At 52.1% G+C, this 14,655-nt stretch carries 11 protein-coding genes; all 11 read right to left on the minus strand.

Annotated features, from left to right (window positions below):
* Positions 1 to 5: 5 nt before the first annotated feature.
* Positions 6 to 2,225 carry a translation initiation factor IF-2 gene (gene infB, locus EVJ29_RS04555; protein WP_070327463.1) on the minus strand — a complete coding sequence of 740 codons (2,220 nt, stop codon included), beginning with the start codon at positions 2,223 to 2,225 and terminating at the stop codon, positions 6 to 8.
* Between the two features lie 21 nt (positions 2,226 to 2,246).
* Entirely contained in the window at positions 2,247 to 2,543 is a 297-nt protein-coding gene (locus tag EVJ29_RS04560; RefSeq protein WP_070327464.1) for a YlxQ family RNA-binding protein, read from the minus strand.
* On the minus strand, positions 2,540 to 2,818 hold the full coding sequence (gene rnpM, locus EVJ29_RS04565; protein ID WP_233589595.1) for an RNase P modulator RnpM: 279 nt from the start codon (positions 2,816 to 2,818) through the stop codon (positions 2,540 to 2,542). Before rnpM ends, EVJ29_RS04560 begins: the two co-directional genes overlap by 4 nt.
* The gene (nusA, locus tag EVJ29_RS04570; protein ID WP_070327466.1) at positions 2,815 to 3,981 is read right to left on the minus strand and encodes a transcription termination factor NusA; all 1,167 of its coding nucleotides are present in this window, start codon (positions 3,979 to 3,981) and stop codon (positions 2,815 to 2,817) included. The genes rnpM and nusA overlap by 4 nt, the downstream gene beginning before the upstream one ends.
* 12 nt (positions 3,982 to 3,993) lie before the next feature.
* Positions 3,994 to 4,464: a ribosome maturation factor RimP gene (gene rimP, locus EVJ29_RS04575; protein WP_070327467.1), complete on the minus strand. Its 471-nt coding sequence runs from the start codon at positions 4,462 to 4,464 to the stop codon at positions 3,994 to 3,996.
* Between the two features lie 119 nt (positions 4,465 to 4,583).
* On the minus strand, positions 4,584 to 8,858 hold the full coding sequence (locus tag EVJ29_RS04580; protein WP_236633392.1) for a PolC-type DNA polymerase III: 4,275 nt from the start codon (positions 8,856 to 8,858) through the stop codon (positions 4,584 to 4,586).
* Positions 8,859 to 8,952: 94 nt separating this feature from the next.
* Positions 8,953 to 10,653, minus strand: coding sequence for a proline--tRNA ligase (locus EVJ29_RS04585; RefSeq protein ID WP_131465269.1), 1,701 nt, complete (start codon positions 10,651 to 10,653; stop codon positions 8,953 to 8,955).
* A 31-nt stretch (positions 10,654 to 10,684) separates the two neighbouring features.
* Positions 10,685 to 11,935: an RIP metalloprotease RseP gene (rseP, locus tag EVJ29_RS04590; protein ID WP_131440240.1), complete on the minus strand. Its 1,251-nt coding sequence runs from the start codon at positions 11,933 to 11,935 to the stop codon at positions 10,685 to 10,687.
* 16 nt (positions 11,936 to 11,951) lie between these two features.
* Entirely contained in the window at positions 11,952 to 13,097 is a 1,146-nt protein-coding gene (locus tag EVJ29_RS04595) for a 1-deoxy-D-xylulose-5-phosphate reductoisomerase (RefSeq protein WP_131440242.1), read from the minus strand.
* A 13-nt stretch (positions 13,098 to 13,110) separates the two neighbouring features.
* Positions 13,111 to 13,908 (minus strand): phosphatidate cytidylyltransferase, encoded by a 798-nt coding sequence (locus tag EVJ29_RS04600; RefSeq protein ID WP_070327472.1) that lies wholly within the window; start codon positions 13,906 to 13,908, stop codon positions 13,111 to 13,113.
* Between the two features lies 1 nt (position 13,909).
* Entirely contained in the window at positions 13,910 to 14,647 is a 738-nt protein-coding gene (locus EVJ29_RS04605) for an isoprenyl transferase (protein WP_070327473.1), read from the minus strand.
* Positions 14,648 to 14,655: the final 8 nt, after the last annotated feature.

Raw genomic sequence — 14,655 nt, forward strand, 5'->3', positions numbered from 1 at the left:
TCACTTTATTTACGTTCGACTTCTTTCATGACGAACGCTTCGATGACGTCCTCCACTTTGATGTCGTCGTACTTCTCTACTTTGATCCCACACTCGTAGCCTGTCGCAACTTCTTTGACATCGTCTTTGAAGCGGCGGAGCGTATCGAGTTTACCTTCGTACACGACGATCCCGTTACGGATGACGCGTACGCCGGCATCACGTGAGATTTTACCTTCAGTGACGTAACAGCCGGCAATCGCACCGACTTTTGAAACTTTGAAGACGTCACGGACTTCGACTTGTCCGATCACTTCTTCAACGAACTCAGGGTCAAGCATCCCTTTCATCGCGCTTTCGATTTCATCGATCGCGTTATAGATGATCCGGTGCAGACGCATTTCAACGTGTTCTTGTTCGGCCATTGATCGGGCGTTACCGTCTGGACGGACGTTGAATCCGATGATGATCGCGTTCGCTGCTGAAGCGAGGATGACGTCACCTTCTGTGATCGCACCGACACCTTGATGCACGATGTTGATCTTGACGCCTGCGACGTCGATTTTGCGGAGTGATCCAGCGAGCGCTTCAGCCGATCCTTGAACGTCTGCTTTGATGATGACGTTCAAGTCTTTGACTTCGCCTTCTTGAATCCGGCTGAACAAGTCTTCAAGACTGACTTTAGCCGATTCACGGCGCTGCGACTCGAGGTAACGTTGGTAACGTTTCTCTCCGATTGCACGTGCCTTTTTCTCGTCTTCGAAGACGATGAACTGGTCACCAGCTTGTGGGACATCGTTCAATCCTGTAATTTCGATTGGCGTCGATGGGCCAACTTCTTTCACACGACGACCGATATCGTTGACCATGGCCCGGACGCGTCCGAACGTGCTGCCGACGACGATCGAGTCACCGATACGAAGTGTCCCGTGTTGAACGAGAAGCGTGGCGACAGGACCGCGACCTTTATCGAGCTTCGCTTCGATGACCGAACCGCGAGCTGGCATTTCAGGCGTCGACTTGTACTCTTCGACTTCTGAAACGAGCAAGATCATCTCGAGCAACTCATCGATTCCCTCATCTTTCAAAGCAGAGATCGGTACGAAAATTGTTTCGCCGCCCCACTCTTCCGGTACGAGTCCGAATTCAGTCAACTCTTGTTTGACGCGGTCAGGGTTAGCCCCTTCTTTGTCCATTTTGTTGACGGCAACGATGATTGGGACGTTTGCCGCCTTCGCGTGAGAAATCGCTTCTTCTGTCTGTGGCATGACACCATCATCTGCTGCGACAACGATAATCGCGATATCCGTCACTTCAGCTCCACGGGCACGCATCGTCGTAAAGGCGGCGTGACCTGGTGTGTCGAGGAATGTGATTTTTTTACCGTTGATATCAACTTGGTACGCACCGATATGCTGCGTGATCCCACCAGCTTCGCCAGCGACGACTTTCGTGTTCCGGATCGAGTCAAGCAACGTCGTTTTACCATGGTCGACGTGACCCATGATTGTGACGACGGCAGGACGCTCAATGAGGTCGTACTCAGAGAAGTCGATTTCTACTTCTTCGAAGTCCGTCTCATCGATGATGACTTCTTTTTCGACTTCGAAACCGAATTCAGTTGCGAGCAATTCGATCGTCTCGTCATCGAGTGTTTGGTTGATCGTCGCCATGACGCCAAGACCCATCAATTTCATGATGATCTCGTTTGGCTTTTTATCCATCTTCGCCGCGAGATCCGATACGCTGAGGACATCCTCGTACTTGATGACGTTGCCCATTTCAGACTCTTGCGCTAAACGAGATGCTTTACGCTGGCTCGTTTTCGAATTAGGATCTGCTTCTAACGGGATTGCCGCTTTTGCAGGCTTCCCTTTAAATTTACCGCCGCGCTTTTTGTTGCGGTTATCGTTACGGTTGTTGCCGAAACGGTTGCCACCACGGTTGCCCGCTTGATTGCTCGGGGCGCTAGAAGTTTGTGGACGGGCTTTCGGTGCTTCTTTTTTCTCTGCTTCTTGTTTCGCAGCAGGCTTCGCTTCAGCCGGCTTCGACTCAGCAGGTTTTTCTTGCTTCTCAGCCGAACGATATTTCTCAGGGTTGAAGACACGGTCGAGTTGCTTGACCGACTCATCATCCAATACAGCCATGTGATTTTTCACTGACTTGTTCATCTTCTCGAGCTGAGTAATGACTTGTTTACTTGTTACATTCTGTTCTTTTGCAAATTCATAGACGCGTTTTCCCAAAGCATCCACCTCCGTTAATAGTTAAGAGAGAAGTTGCTTAAGCTTGTTCGCAAATCCGGATTCTGTCACAGACACGACGACTCGCATGTCTTTACCTAAAGCAGCTCCGATTGTATGTCGGTCGCTCACTTCGATTAATGGAACACCATACGATGTACATTTGTCGGTAATCCGTTTTCTCGTCGACGCTCCCGCGTCTCCGGCAAGAATGACGAGCTTGGCTCGGCCAGCCCGTACATCCTTCAAGACAAACTCTTCTCCCATCGTTACCTTCCTCGCACGTGAGGCGAGGCCTAACAATGATTCCCACTGACTCATGATTCGGCACCTGTGACAGCTTGTTCTAGCTGTTCATAAAGTGTCTCGCTCGTCTTTACTTTCAGATGATGATCAAGCGTTCGTTTTTTCTCTGCTAAACGAATCACATCGACATCTCTTGACAAATACGCGCCACGACCGTTCAGTTTGCCGGTCGTGTCGATGACGACGTCGCCTTCCGGCGTCCGTACGACACGAATCAAATCGTTCTTTGGTAACATCTCTTGAGTGATCACACATTTACGCAAAGGAAGTTTCTTTTGCTTCATGGTCATTCCTCTTCTTTTACCGCGGTTGGTTCGAGCGTCACATCAACCGAGTCAGTCTGTTCAACTTCATTGTGAACAATTTCTGGCGTTGATTCAACTTTTTCGGCATACGTATCGAACAAGTTCATGCTCTCTGCATCCGTCTCACTCTTAATATCAATTTTCCAACCTGTCAACTTGGCGGCGAGGCGCGCGTTTTGACCGCGTTTCCCGATCGCGAGCGACAATTGATAGTCCGGCACGACGACTGTCGTCGACTTGTTCGGTTCATTGACATATACGTCAACGACTTGAGCCGGGCTGAGTGCGTTTTTAACGAACTCTTTTGGATCGTTCGACCAACGGACGATGTCGATCTTCTCACCGTTCAATTCATCGACGATCGTCTGGACACGTTGCCCTTTTGGACCGACACATGCGCCGACCGGATCGACGATGTCTGAATGGACCGCGATTTTCGAACGGTCTCCCGCTTCACGCGACACCGACATGACGTCGACCGTCCCGCTCGCGATTTCTGGAACTTCGAGTTCGAACAAACGACGAAGTAGGCCAGGATGTGTCCGCGACACTTGAATCGCCGCGCCAGAACCTTTCGTCGTCGAGTCAACTTTCGTCACGTATACTTTGATGCGTTCATGAATCTTATACGACTCGTTCGGCATCTGTTCGTTCGGCGTCAACACTGCCTCGATGTTGTTCTCTAAACCGATGTACAAGTTGCGCGGGTCAAACCGCTCGACGATCCCTGTCATGATCTCGTCTTCTTTATCGACGAAGTGGTTGTAGATGCGTTCGCGCTCGGCTTCACGCATCTTTTGCGTGACGACTTGTTTGGCCGTCATCGCTGCGACACGACCGAAGTCGCTCGGTGTCACTTCTTCTTTATGGAAGTCCCCTAACTCAAAGTTCGGGTCGATTTCGTGCGCTTCTTCAAGCGAAAGCTGTTGGTCCGGATGCGTCAGGCGTTCAACGACTTCGAGAAGCGCGAACACGCGAATGTCACCTGTCACTTGGTCAAACTCAACTTTGACGTGCTCGTTCGGGTTGGCGACGTTTCGGCGATATGCCGAAATGAGCGCCTGTTCAAGCGCGTCGATGATGATTTCTTTCTCGATCCCTTTTTCTTGTGCAATCTGTTCGATTGTTGTGAGTAATTGTGGCCCCATCTTTACCTCTCCTTAACTAAACGTGACCGCTAGGCGGGCTTGTGCAATTTTATCAACCGGTAGCGATATCGCTTTTTTTCTAGTCTTGATGCGCGTTTCGACAACTGCGGTCTCGCCGTCGTACTCCGTCAAAATGCCCTCGAACTCTTTGGCACCTTCAATCGGGGCAAACGTTTTAATGTAGACGTTTTTCCCAATCGCCCGCTCAAAGTCAGTCGGCTTTTTAAGTGGTCGTTCGGCACCGGGACTCGAGACGTCAAGATAATAGGCTTGTTCGATTGGGTCGGTAGCGTTTAATTTCTCCGAGAGTTGCTCGTTGATGTTGACGCAATCATCTAAATCGACGCCCCCCGGTTTATCGATATAGACGCGCAAGAACCAGTCTGGCCCTTCTTTCACGAATTCAACATCGACCAATTCCATGTTCGCTTGCTCGACAATCGGCAACGCGATTGTTTCGACGACTTCTGTTATTTTGGACACTCTCATCCCTCCTTCTGGCTTTTACATACAAGAAAGGAGTAGGGTTCCCTACTCCTTTCCGTCGTAGTATCCAACATTGTTCGATACCAATATATCATATTTTCCCGCTTTTTCGCAACTTACACCCCAAAATCAAAGAACGAAAGTTGGTTCTCGTCAGGCAGGCCTTCGAGACATTTCATCGTATCGAGCGTCTCGATAATCGTCTTCGACAATTTCGCCCGTTTCCGGAGATCCTCTTTTGACAAGAACTGACCTTCGGCACGCGCCTCGACAATCGCTTTCGCCGCGTTCGTCCCGAGTCCATCGACAGCGTTGAACGGTGGAATGAGCGTGTTGCCTTCAATCAAGAACTCGGTCGCATTCGAACGGTAAAGATCGATGTTTTGGAATTTCATGCCGCGTTCGAGCATCTCAAGTGCGAGTTCGAGCACGGTGTGAAGCCCTTTATCTTTCGCCGTGGCGTCGAAGCCTTTCTCCCGGATATCAGACATCGCCTTGCGGACGGCCTGAGACCCTTTGATCATCGCCGACAAATCAAAATCGCCGGCGCGGACCGTAAAGTATGTCGCGTAATACAGAATCGGGTGGTGCACTTTGAAGTAAGCGATCCGGACGGCCATGAGCACGTACGCGGTCGCGTGTGCTTTCGGGAACATGTATTTGATCTTCTTACAAGAAGAGATATACCATTCCGGGACGCTGTTCTCCCGCATCTCTGACTCCATATCGTCAGACAAACCTTTCCCTTTACGGACCGACTCCATGATCTTAAAGGCGAACGATGGCTCAAGTCCGGCGTAGATCAAGTAGACCATAATGTCGTCACGACACCCGATGACGTCTTTCAGTTCACACGTCCCGTTATAGATCAACTCGTTCGCATTCCCAATCCAAACGTCCGTCCCGTGAGACAGACCTGAAATTTGGACGAGCTCTGAGAACGTGGACGGTTTCGTCTCTTCAAGCATTTGGCGAACGAACTTCGTCCCAAACTCAGGAATACCGAGCGTCCCTGTTTTTGACTCGATTTGCTCCGGTGTGACACCGAGCACTTCCGGTGACGAAAAGATTTTCATGACGGTCGGATCATCCGTCGGGATCGTCAACGGGTCGATGCCTGATAAGTCTTGGAGCATCCGGATGACGGTCGGGTCATCGTGTCCGAGAATGTCGAGCTTGAGCAAGTTGTCGTGAATCGAATGGAAGTCGAAGTGTGTCGTCTTCCATTCAGACGTTCGATCGTCGGCTGGATACTGGATCGGCGAGATTTCGGCGATGTCCATGTAGTCCGGGACGACGATAATCCCGCCTGGATGCTGCCCGGTCGTCCGTTTGACACCGGTGACACCCGAGACGAGACGATCGACTTCGGCGTTCCGGTAAATCTTGTCGTTTTCGGTCGCATAGCCTTTCACATATCCGTACGCCGTCTTGTCGGCAATCGTCCCGATCGTCCCGGCACGATAGACGTACTCTTCTCCGAACAACACTTTCGTGTAGGCGTGAGCGTGAGGCTGGTACTCACCTGAGAAGTTCAAATCGATATCTGGTACTTTGTCCCCTTTAAAGCCAAGGAACGTCTCGAACGGGATATCGTGTCCGTCTTTCGTATACCACGTCCCACACTCCGGACATTGCTTGTCCGGAAGATCGTACCCGGAACCGATCGACCCGTCATTAAAGAAGTGAGAGTGTTGACACTTCGGACAGACATAATGCGGTGGTAGTGGATTGACCTCGGTGATCTCGGTCATCGTCGCGACGAGACTCGACCCGACCGATCCCCGTGAACCGACGAGGTAACCGTCGTCAAGTGACTTCTTGACGAGTTTATGTGAGATCAAATAAATGACGGCGAAACCGTGGCCGATGATTGATTTCAGTTCCTTCTCGAGCCGGGCCTCGACGATCTCCGGAAGCTCGTCCCCGTAAATCGAGCGGGCCATGTCATAACTCATATTGCGGACCTCGTCATCCGCCCCTTCGATTTTCGGCGTATACAGTTCATCCGGGATAATTTGAATCGCTTCGATCTGATCGGCGATTGCGTTCGGATTCGTGATGACAATCTCCCGTGCGAGCTCGTCACCTAAAAATTTAAACTCTTCCATCATTTCTTTCGTCGTCCGGAAATGGGCATGAGGCAACTCTTTTCTCGTGTTAATGAAGTTGGCCCCACCTTGCGTCCGGATCAGGATTTCGCGATACGACCGATCCGTCCGGTCCAAGTAATGGACGTTCCCGGTCGCACAGACCGGAAGTCCGGCTTGACCTGCCACGCGAATGATCCGTTTGATAATATCACGAAGTTCAAGCTCGTTCGCGACGATCTCTTTATCGATCAGATGCATATACAGTGCTGGCGGATGAATCTCGATGAAGTCATAAAATGCCATCATCTTCTCGAGCTCTTCGTCCGACTTGTTCAAGGCGGCGTCAAAGATCTCGCCGTTGTCGCACGCCGAGCCGATGAGCAGCCCTTCTCGGCGCTTCTCGATCTCTGAGCGCGGCATTCGAGCCATCCGGAACAAATAGTCGATGTGCGACAACGAGATCAACTCATACAAGTGGCGCAATCCTGGCTTTTTCGTTTTCGCGTAAACCGTCGCATGAAACGGACGGATCTTCGAGACGTCACTGCCGACTTTCGCGTTCAGTGACCGATGCGTCTGCATCTCGAACATCTGTTTCGCCAAATCGAGCAACTTCATGAGCAGGTACGCCGTCGCCTCGGCGTCATAGATGGCCCGGTGATGCTGCGTCAATTCGATATCAAACCGCTTGGCGAGCGTGTTGAGACGGTGGTTTTTGAGCGTCGGTAAAATCGTCCGGGCCAGTTCAAGCGTATCGATGACCGGATAATCGTCCGGCTCATGTCCTCCGCTTCGGAGCGTCGCCTCGAGAAAGCCCATATCGAACGAGGCGTTATGAGCGACGAGAATCCCGTCGCCGCACCAGTCGACGAACTGTTTCGCGATCACTTCCGGGTCGGGCTGTCCGTGGACCATGTCATCGGTGATCCCGGTCAGTTCGATCGTCGTCGCCGAGAGTTGATGCTTCGGGTCGGCGAACGCTTCGAACCGGTCGATGATCTCACCGTCTTTAATCTTGACGCCGGCGAGTTCGATGATTTTGTTGTAGACGGCCGACAGACCGGTCGTCTCGACGTCGAACACGACGTACGTCGCCTCGTCGAGCGAGACGTCGGTCGGATGATACGCGACAGGCACGCCGTCATTGACGACGTTCGCCTCGACACCGTACAAGATTTTAATGTCATTCTTTTTCCCGGCATAATATGCTTCCGGGAACGACTGCACACCGGCATGGTCGGTGATGGCGATGGCGCGATGACCCCACTTGGCGGCCCGGGCGACGAGCGCCGACACGTTCGTGACCGCATCCATCTGGCTCATCTGCGTATGGGCGTGCAGTTCGACACGTTTCTCCCCGGCCCATTCGTCACGCTTCGGTTCGACTTTCACTTCTTGGAGCTGCGACGCCATCATGCACAGTTCGCGCATGAAGCTATCGTCTTCGACCCGTCCGGCCGCTTGGATCCACATGCCTTTTTTGACGGCACTGAGCATACGGTCGTCATCATCGTCACGTGCAAACACTTTGACGATGAGCGAATCGGTATAATCGGTCATCTTGATCGTGAATAGCTTCTTCCCGCTCTTCAACTCTTTCCGTTCGGCTGAAAACACGAGTCCGCGGATGGCGACACGGCGTTCTTCTTCGATGATCGTCTTGATCGGGACAATCTCGTCTTTGATCAAGGCGCCCATCCGCACTTCCGTGATCGGCTCATCGTTCGTCTCGGTCGCTTTGGCGAACTGGGCCGCGAGTGCGAGTTTCGCCTGTTCGATATCTTCTTGGACGACTTGTTCACGCAACGCCTGATTCGCTTCCGCGTCTTCTGAGAAACTCGCTTGGCACGGCTTTTTCATAAACCCGTAAGCACTGTAGAGCGCTTGAACTTCTTGGCACAGCTCTTTATCGACATAGCTCGCCTCAGGTGCGGAGCGGACGGGAATGAGCAACTTGTTTTGCTCGAAGCGCGGTTTGACAGTTGCGAAATAGCTTCGCATCGCCCCCGACACTTGACTGAGCTCACTGACGATGCGCGGCCAGTAGTCGATATAATCCTGCTCGCTTCCACCCGTCTCTGTCGTAAAACGAGCATACACTTCATCGGCAAACGTCGCGTACCGATTCTCGACCCGACTCATGAACAATTGATAAACCTCATATGGTAACACTTGGCGGATCTTGAAGTAAAACGTCCACGTCCGTCGTTGCTTATTGACGACAAGACGCGATAGTTCCGCTCCGTCGAACTGATCACTCTCTGTCGTGATCCCGAGATCCGTCAACAGTAATTGCATCTTTTGATTTGCTTCCACGGGTAAGTCGTCCCCCCCTTTTATATGACAATGTCGAAAAATGAAGGTGACGGCAAGAAACCGTCACCTTCATCGATCAATGCGTCTCGTTGAGCTGCGCGACAATCACTTGCGGCAACTCTTCTACCGTCGTTTCAATCACTTCGCCCGTAGCACGGACTTTCACTTCGACGATGCCTTCACCGGCTTTCTTCCCGACGTTGATACGAATCGGCAAGCCGATCAAGTCAGCGTCGGCAAATTTAACGCCGGCCCGTTCTTTGCGGTCGTCGTACAATACATCATACTTCGACGATAGTTCATCGTAAAGTCGATTCGAAAGTTCGAGTTGCGTCTCGTCTTTCGCGTTGATCGCGATCAAGTGCAGATCAAACGGTGCGACACTCTTCGGCCAAACGATGCCGCGGTCGTCGTGGTGCTGTTCGACGATCGCCGAAAGCGTCCGCGAGACACCGATGCCGTAACAACCCATGATGAGTGGTTCCGCCCGGCCTTCTTCGTTCAAGAACGTCGCGCCCATCGCTTCTGAGTAACGCGTGCCGAGTTTGAACACTTGACCGACCTCGATCCCACGTGCGAACCGGACTGGACCAGATTCGTCTGGTGCCAAGTCGCCTTCGACGACGAAGCGGAGGTCATGATACGTCAAGTGCGACAAGTCGCGTTCTGCATTGACGTGCATGAAGTGCGTGTTCGCAACGTTGGCGCCACATACCGCATCGACTAAATATTTAACGGCGTAATCGGCGACGACTTTGACCGGTGCGTTGATCGGTCCGAGCGTCCCTGGTTCACAGCCGAACAATTCAATGATCTTCGACTCGTCTTCCATTTGGATATCGAGTCCGCCAAGGGCGTTCTTCACTTTGACATCGTTCGCTTCGTGATCGCCGCGAACGATCGCCATGACCGTCTCGCCGTCGACGTTGAACAACACCGACTTGATCGTCGTGTTCGTCTCCACGCCCAAGAAACGCGCCACGTCTTCGATCGTCTTATGCTCTTTCGTATCGACTTTATCGAGCTCGAGCACAACACCCGCTTGCATGTCGTAACGGTCAAGCGTTTCCGCCATCTCGATGTTCGCCGCGTATGACGACGAATCCGTATAGACGATTGTATCCTCACCGATTTCGGCGAGCGCCTGGAATTCGTGCGTGTCTTTCCCGCCAATCGCGCCTGAATCGGCCACGACCGGACGATACTTCAAACCGGTGCGGTCAAAGATGCGCGAATAAGCGTTGTACATATTGTCGTACTCTTCGTCCAAATCAGCCTGTGTGGCGTGGAACGAGTAGGCATCTTTCATCAAAAACTCACGTCCGCGTAATAATCCGAACCGCGGACGACGCTCATCGCGATACTTCGTCTGAATCTGGTACAAGTTGACCGGTAACTTCTTATACGAGTTCAACTCGTCACGGACGATCGACGTGATCAACTCTTCGTGAGTCGCTCCAAGTGCGAAACGGCGGTCATGACGGTCCGTCAAACGCATCAGTTCAGGTCCGTAGATGTCCCAACGTCCCGTCTCTTCCCATAGCTCCGCTGGTTGGATCGCCGGCATGAGCAGTTCTTGCGCCCCGGCCCGGTTCATCTCTTCACGGATGATCGTTTGAATATTTTGTAACACACGATGACCGAGTGGTAAATAAGAGTAGATCCCCGCTGCATTTTGTCGAATAAATCCACCGCGCACGAGAAGTTGATGGCTGACAGCTTCAGCGTCAGCAGGAACCTCTCTCAAAGTAGGCATAAGCAATCTCGATTGTTTCATAAATATCAACGTTTCCCTTCTCTAACACAGTCTATTTGAAAAATGATTGGATATCGTTCCAAGTGACGATGAGCATGAGCAGCATAAGCAGGGCAAATCCGATAAAGTGGACGAACCCTTCTTTTTTTGGATCGATCGGTCGACCACGCACTGCCTCGAACAACAAGAAGATGAGTCGTCCCCCGTCAAGCGCCGGAAGTGGCAACAAGTTGAAGATCGCCAAGTTGACGGATAAAAGTGCCGTCCAGTTGAGCAACATGATGAAACCGCTCGCCGCCACTTCGTCGGTCATGCGGACAATCCCGACCGGACCTGCGAGTTGATCGACTCCGACTTGGCCGGTCACTAAATCACCGACCGCAGAGAAAATCAATGTCGACATCGTCCACGTCGTCTCAGCTCCTGTTGTGAACGCTTTTGTCGGTGATCGCTCGAGCGCATTTGTCACGCCAAGGATACCGACCGTCTCACCATTTTGTTCGACTGCTTGAGGTGTGAGCGTTACCGTTTGTTCCTCACCCGCCCGAATATAGGTCACCTCGGTCGGTGTATCGGCACGATCGGCCAAAACCGTTCTCAGGTCGAGCCAGTTATCAATCGTCTCACCCTCGATCGAGACGATTTCGTCTCCGGTGACGAGCCCGGCTTGATCAGCCGCTGAATCCGGTTGTACCGTCCCGATTTGACCATCGTCTGTCGGTGTGCCTTGCACGAGACCGACAATGACGAGCAAGACGAAAGCAAGGACGAAGTTCATGGCCGGGCCGGCTGCGATCGCGAGCACTCGCTTCCAAACTGATTGCGCTCCGAACGTGCGGTCGTACGGTGCGATTTGAATCTCCATACCTTGATCGACGAGGAGTGTGTCGCGCTCGAGTGTGTACACCCGCACTTCTTCGTCGACGAGCAATTGAATCTTCAATTCACGGATTGAATCAAACTTGTCGACCGTGCCGACGACGTGTACATCCGTCGCTTGGTCCGGTTGGAAATAGACGCGGTCGACTGTGCCAGCGCTCGTTAACCGGAGCCCGACTTGTTGACCGGCCTTCACTTCGATCGGCTCGAAATCCTCACCCGCCATCTTGACGTAACCACCGATCGGCAATAAGCGAATCGTATAGAGCGTCTCATTCTTTCTGAACGAAAAGATTTTCGGCCCAAACCCGATTGCAAATTCATGACAGAGAATCCCTGCCCGTTTCGCCATGACGAGGTGTCCCCATTCATGAACTGAAATGAGCACCCCAAACATCAAAACGATGGCGATAAAAGTTTGCATGATCTATTTCCCACCTTCACTTTCGTTGCTGAATTTGTTCACGAACCGATTGATCGACTTGAAGGATCTGCTCAAGCGTCGGTTCTACAATGACTGTATGTGCATCCATCGCTTGCGCGACGATCGATTCAATCTCGACGAACGCAATCTTTCCGTTCAAGAACAAATCGACAGCCGTTTCGTTAGCCGCATTCAACACAGTTGGCATTGAACCACCTTGACGACCTGCTTCATACGCTAGTCGAAGAGCCGGATAGCGATCTAAATCGGCTTCCGCAAAATGGAGCGTCCCGATTTCTCTCAAGTTTAACCGCTTGTTCCCTTCGATTTCAAGCCGTTTCGGGGTAGAGAGCGCATAGAGGATCGGTCCCCGCATATCGGGGTTTCCGAGTTGCGCCATGACTGCGGCGTCTTTAAACTCGACCATCGAGTGAATGATCGACTCCCGATGGAGCACCACTTCAATATCATTATAATCGATATCGAACAACCAGTGCGCTTCGATGACTTCGAGCCCTTTGTTGAACATCGTCGCCGAATCGATTGTGATTTTTGCACCCATCGACCAGTTCGGATGATTGAGCGCTTCTTCGACGGTCACGCTCGCTAATTCAGCGCGTGTCTGATCACGGAAACTTCCGCCCGAGGCCGTCAAAATGATTTTTGAAACGTCCTCGCGACGTTCTCCGTTCAGGCATTGATAGATGGCCGAGTGTTCACTGTCGACCGGAAGCAAACTGACGCCGTGCTCTTTGACGGCGGCCATGACGAGATGTCCGGCTGTGACGAGCGTTTCTTTGTTCGCCAAGGCGATATCTTTACCGGCTTTAATGGCGGCAAGCGTCGGCTCTAAGCCGACTGCCCCGACGACGGCCGTGACGACCACATCGGCCCGCTCAGCGGTCGCACATTCGATCAACCCTTCGAGTCCGATAAAAAAGAGTGGTTCGTATGTAAGGCGTGGCTTGAGCTGTTCGAGTACCTCGATCGTTTTGGCTGATACGTATTTCGGGCGAAGGCGATTGATCCATTCCTCGGCTACCTCGACGTTCGTTCCGAACGCGTACGCCTCAAGTTCAAACAAGTCGGGGTGCTGCTCGATCACGTCGCACGTCTGTACGCCGATCGAACCAGTCGCCCCGATTAAGCTGATTCGCTTCATCTTGACACTCCTTTTACAACAAATTGAAAATCCAAATTACGGTGAATACCGCGATCATACTATCAAATCGGTCTAAAATGCCACCATGTCCCGGTAATAGATGTCCAGAATCTTTTACGCCAAACTGACGTTTGTACGCTGATTGTACCAAATCACCGAGCTGGCCGACGACAGAAACGACAACCGCTAAGACGAGCACTTCGACGAGCGGTAGGACCGGTTCAATCAAGACATAGACGACACCGACGACCACAGCTGAAACAATACCGCCGACAGCTCCTTCGATCGTCTTGTTCGGGCTGATCGAGGGCCACAGTTTCGTCTTGCCGATTGCTTTCCCCGTGAAATACGCACCCGAGTCGGTCGCCCAAATGATAAATAAGACGAGCAATACTTTCGCCAGCCCGTCTTCAGACAGACGGACGAGGGCAAAGCTTGAAAACCCGATGACGAGATAAACAGCCGAGACGAAATAAAAACTCGCATCTTCATATGTGAAACGGTTTTTTGTGACGACCGTCCAAAAGAGAAGCAGCATTAACCCGAGCACCATCCATTGACTCGTCGAAATCGGAAGTTCACTCGTCAACAACTGCCGTTCTAAGAGCATCATGACGAACGGGAACGCTACGAGCAACGATGTCACGAGGAACGGGAACGCTGTCAGCTTATGTTCACGCATCATCGTAAACTCGCTCAAACCGATCAAAGCGAGCACGCCCATCAAGATGACGAACGGGCTGCCGCCAAGGGCGATCAAGCTGACAAAGATGGCGCCGGCCCAAAGTCCGGTAATAATTCGTGTTTTCATATTACACTCCACCAAACCGACGCGTACGTGTATTGTACGCTTCGATTGCTTCGACGAAGTGCTCACGTTTGAACTCGGGCCACAATACGTCTGTGAAGTGGAGTTCGGCATACGCCCCTTGCCAGAGCAGGAAGTTCGATAACCGTTGTTCACCGCTCGTCCGAATGATCAAATCGACATCTTGCATATTCGTCATGAGCCGCTCTCCGATCATCGACTCGTCGATTTCATCCGGATTGATGTGTCCGGCCGATACGTCGCGCGCAATGTCACGCATCGCTTGGATGAGTTCGTCACGGCCGCCATAGTTCAACGCGAAGACGAGGTCTAACCCTGTGTTCGTCGCGGTACGCGTGCGCGCTTCCTCGACCGCCTCGCGTGTTCCACGCGGTAGTTTCGACACGTCACCGGCAACGAGCACTCTGACGTTTTGTTCGTCGAGTTCTTTTAAGTCGGTCTCTAAAAATTGCTTCGGCAACTTCATCAAAAAATTGACTTCTTCTTCTGGACGCGTCCAGTTTTCAGTCGAGAACGCGTAAAGCGTCAGCGACTTGATGCCGAGCTCTTGAGCCGTCCGGACTGATTCACGGACCGATTTCATCCCTTCCCGGTGACCCATGATGCGCGGGAGCCCGCGTTTCTTCGCCCAACGGCCGTTTCCGTCCATGATGATGGCGACATGTTCGGGGATGCTCAATTCCGCCTCAGTCTTCGTTTTAGGATTCACCCATTTAAACATAGTCTATC

Origin of the sequence: Exiguobacterium sp. SH4S7 (genome assembly GCF_004336795.1) — a bacterium.
Taxonomy (GTDB): Bacteria; Bacillota; Bacilli; order Exiguobacteriales; family Exiguobacteriaceae; genus Exiguobacterium; species Exiguobacterium aurantiacum_A.

Excerpts from the sequence above, each read along its gene's own strand:
- nusA (WP_070327466.1), bottom strand. The coding sequence starts at position 3,981 with ATGGGGCCACAATTACTCACAACAATCGAACAGATTGCACAAGAAAAA.
- rseP (WP_131440240.1), bottom strand. The coding sequence starts at position 11,935 with ATGCAAACTTTTATCGCCATCGTTTTGATGTTTGGGGTGCTCATTTCA.
- EVJ29_RS04595 (WP_131440242.1), bottom strand. The coding sequence starts at position 13,097 with ATGAAGCGAATCAGCTTAATCGGGGCGACTGGTTCGATCGGCGTACAG.
- EVJ29_RS04600 (WP_070327472.1), bottom strand. The coding sequence starts at position 13,908 with ATGAAAACACGAATTATTACCGGACTTTGGGCCGGCGCCATCTTTGTC.
- EVJ29_RS04585 (WP_131465269.1), bottom strand. The coding sequence starts at position 10,653 with ATGAAACAATCGAGATTGCTTATGCCTACTTTGAGAGAGGTTCCTGCT.
- EVJ29_RS04605 (WP_070327473.1), bottom strand. The coding sequence starts at position 14,647 with ATGTTTAAATGGGTGAATCCTAAAACGAAGACTGAGGCGGAATTGAGC.
- rnpM (WP_233589595.1), bottom strand. The coding sequence starts at position 2,818 with ATGACCATGAAGCAAAAGAAACTTCCTTTGCGTAAATGTGTGATCACT.
- EVJ29_RS04560 (WP_070327464.1), bottom strand. The coding sequence starts at position 2,543 with ATGAGTCAGTGGGAATCATTGTTAGGCCTCGCCTCACGTGCGAGGAAG.
- EVJ29_RS04580 (WP_236633392.1), bottom strand. The coding sequence starts at position 8,858 with ATGCAATTACTGTTGACGGATCTCGGGATCACGACAGAGAGTGATCAG.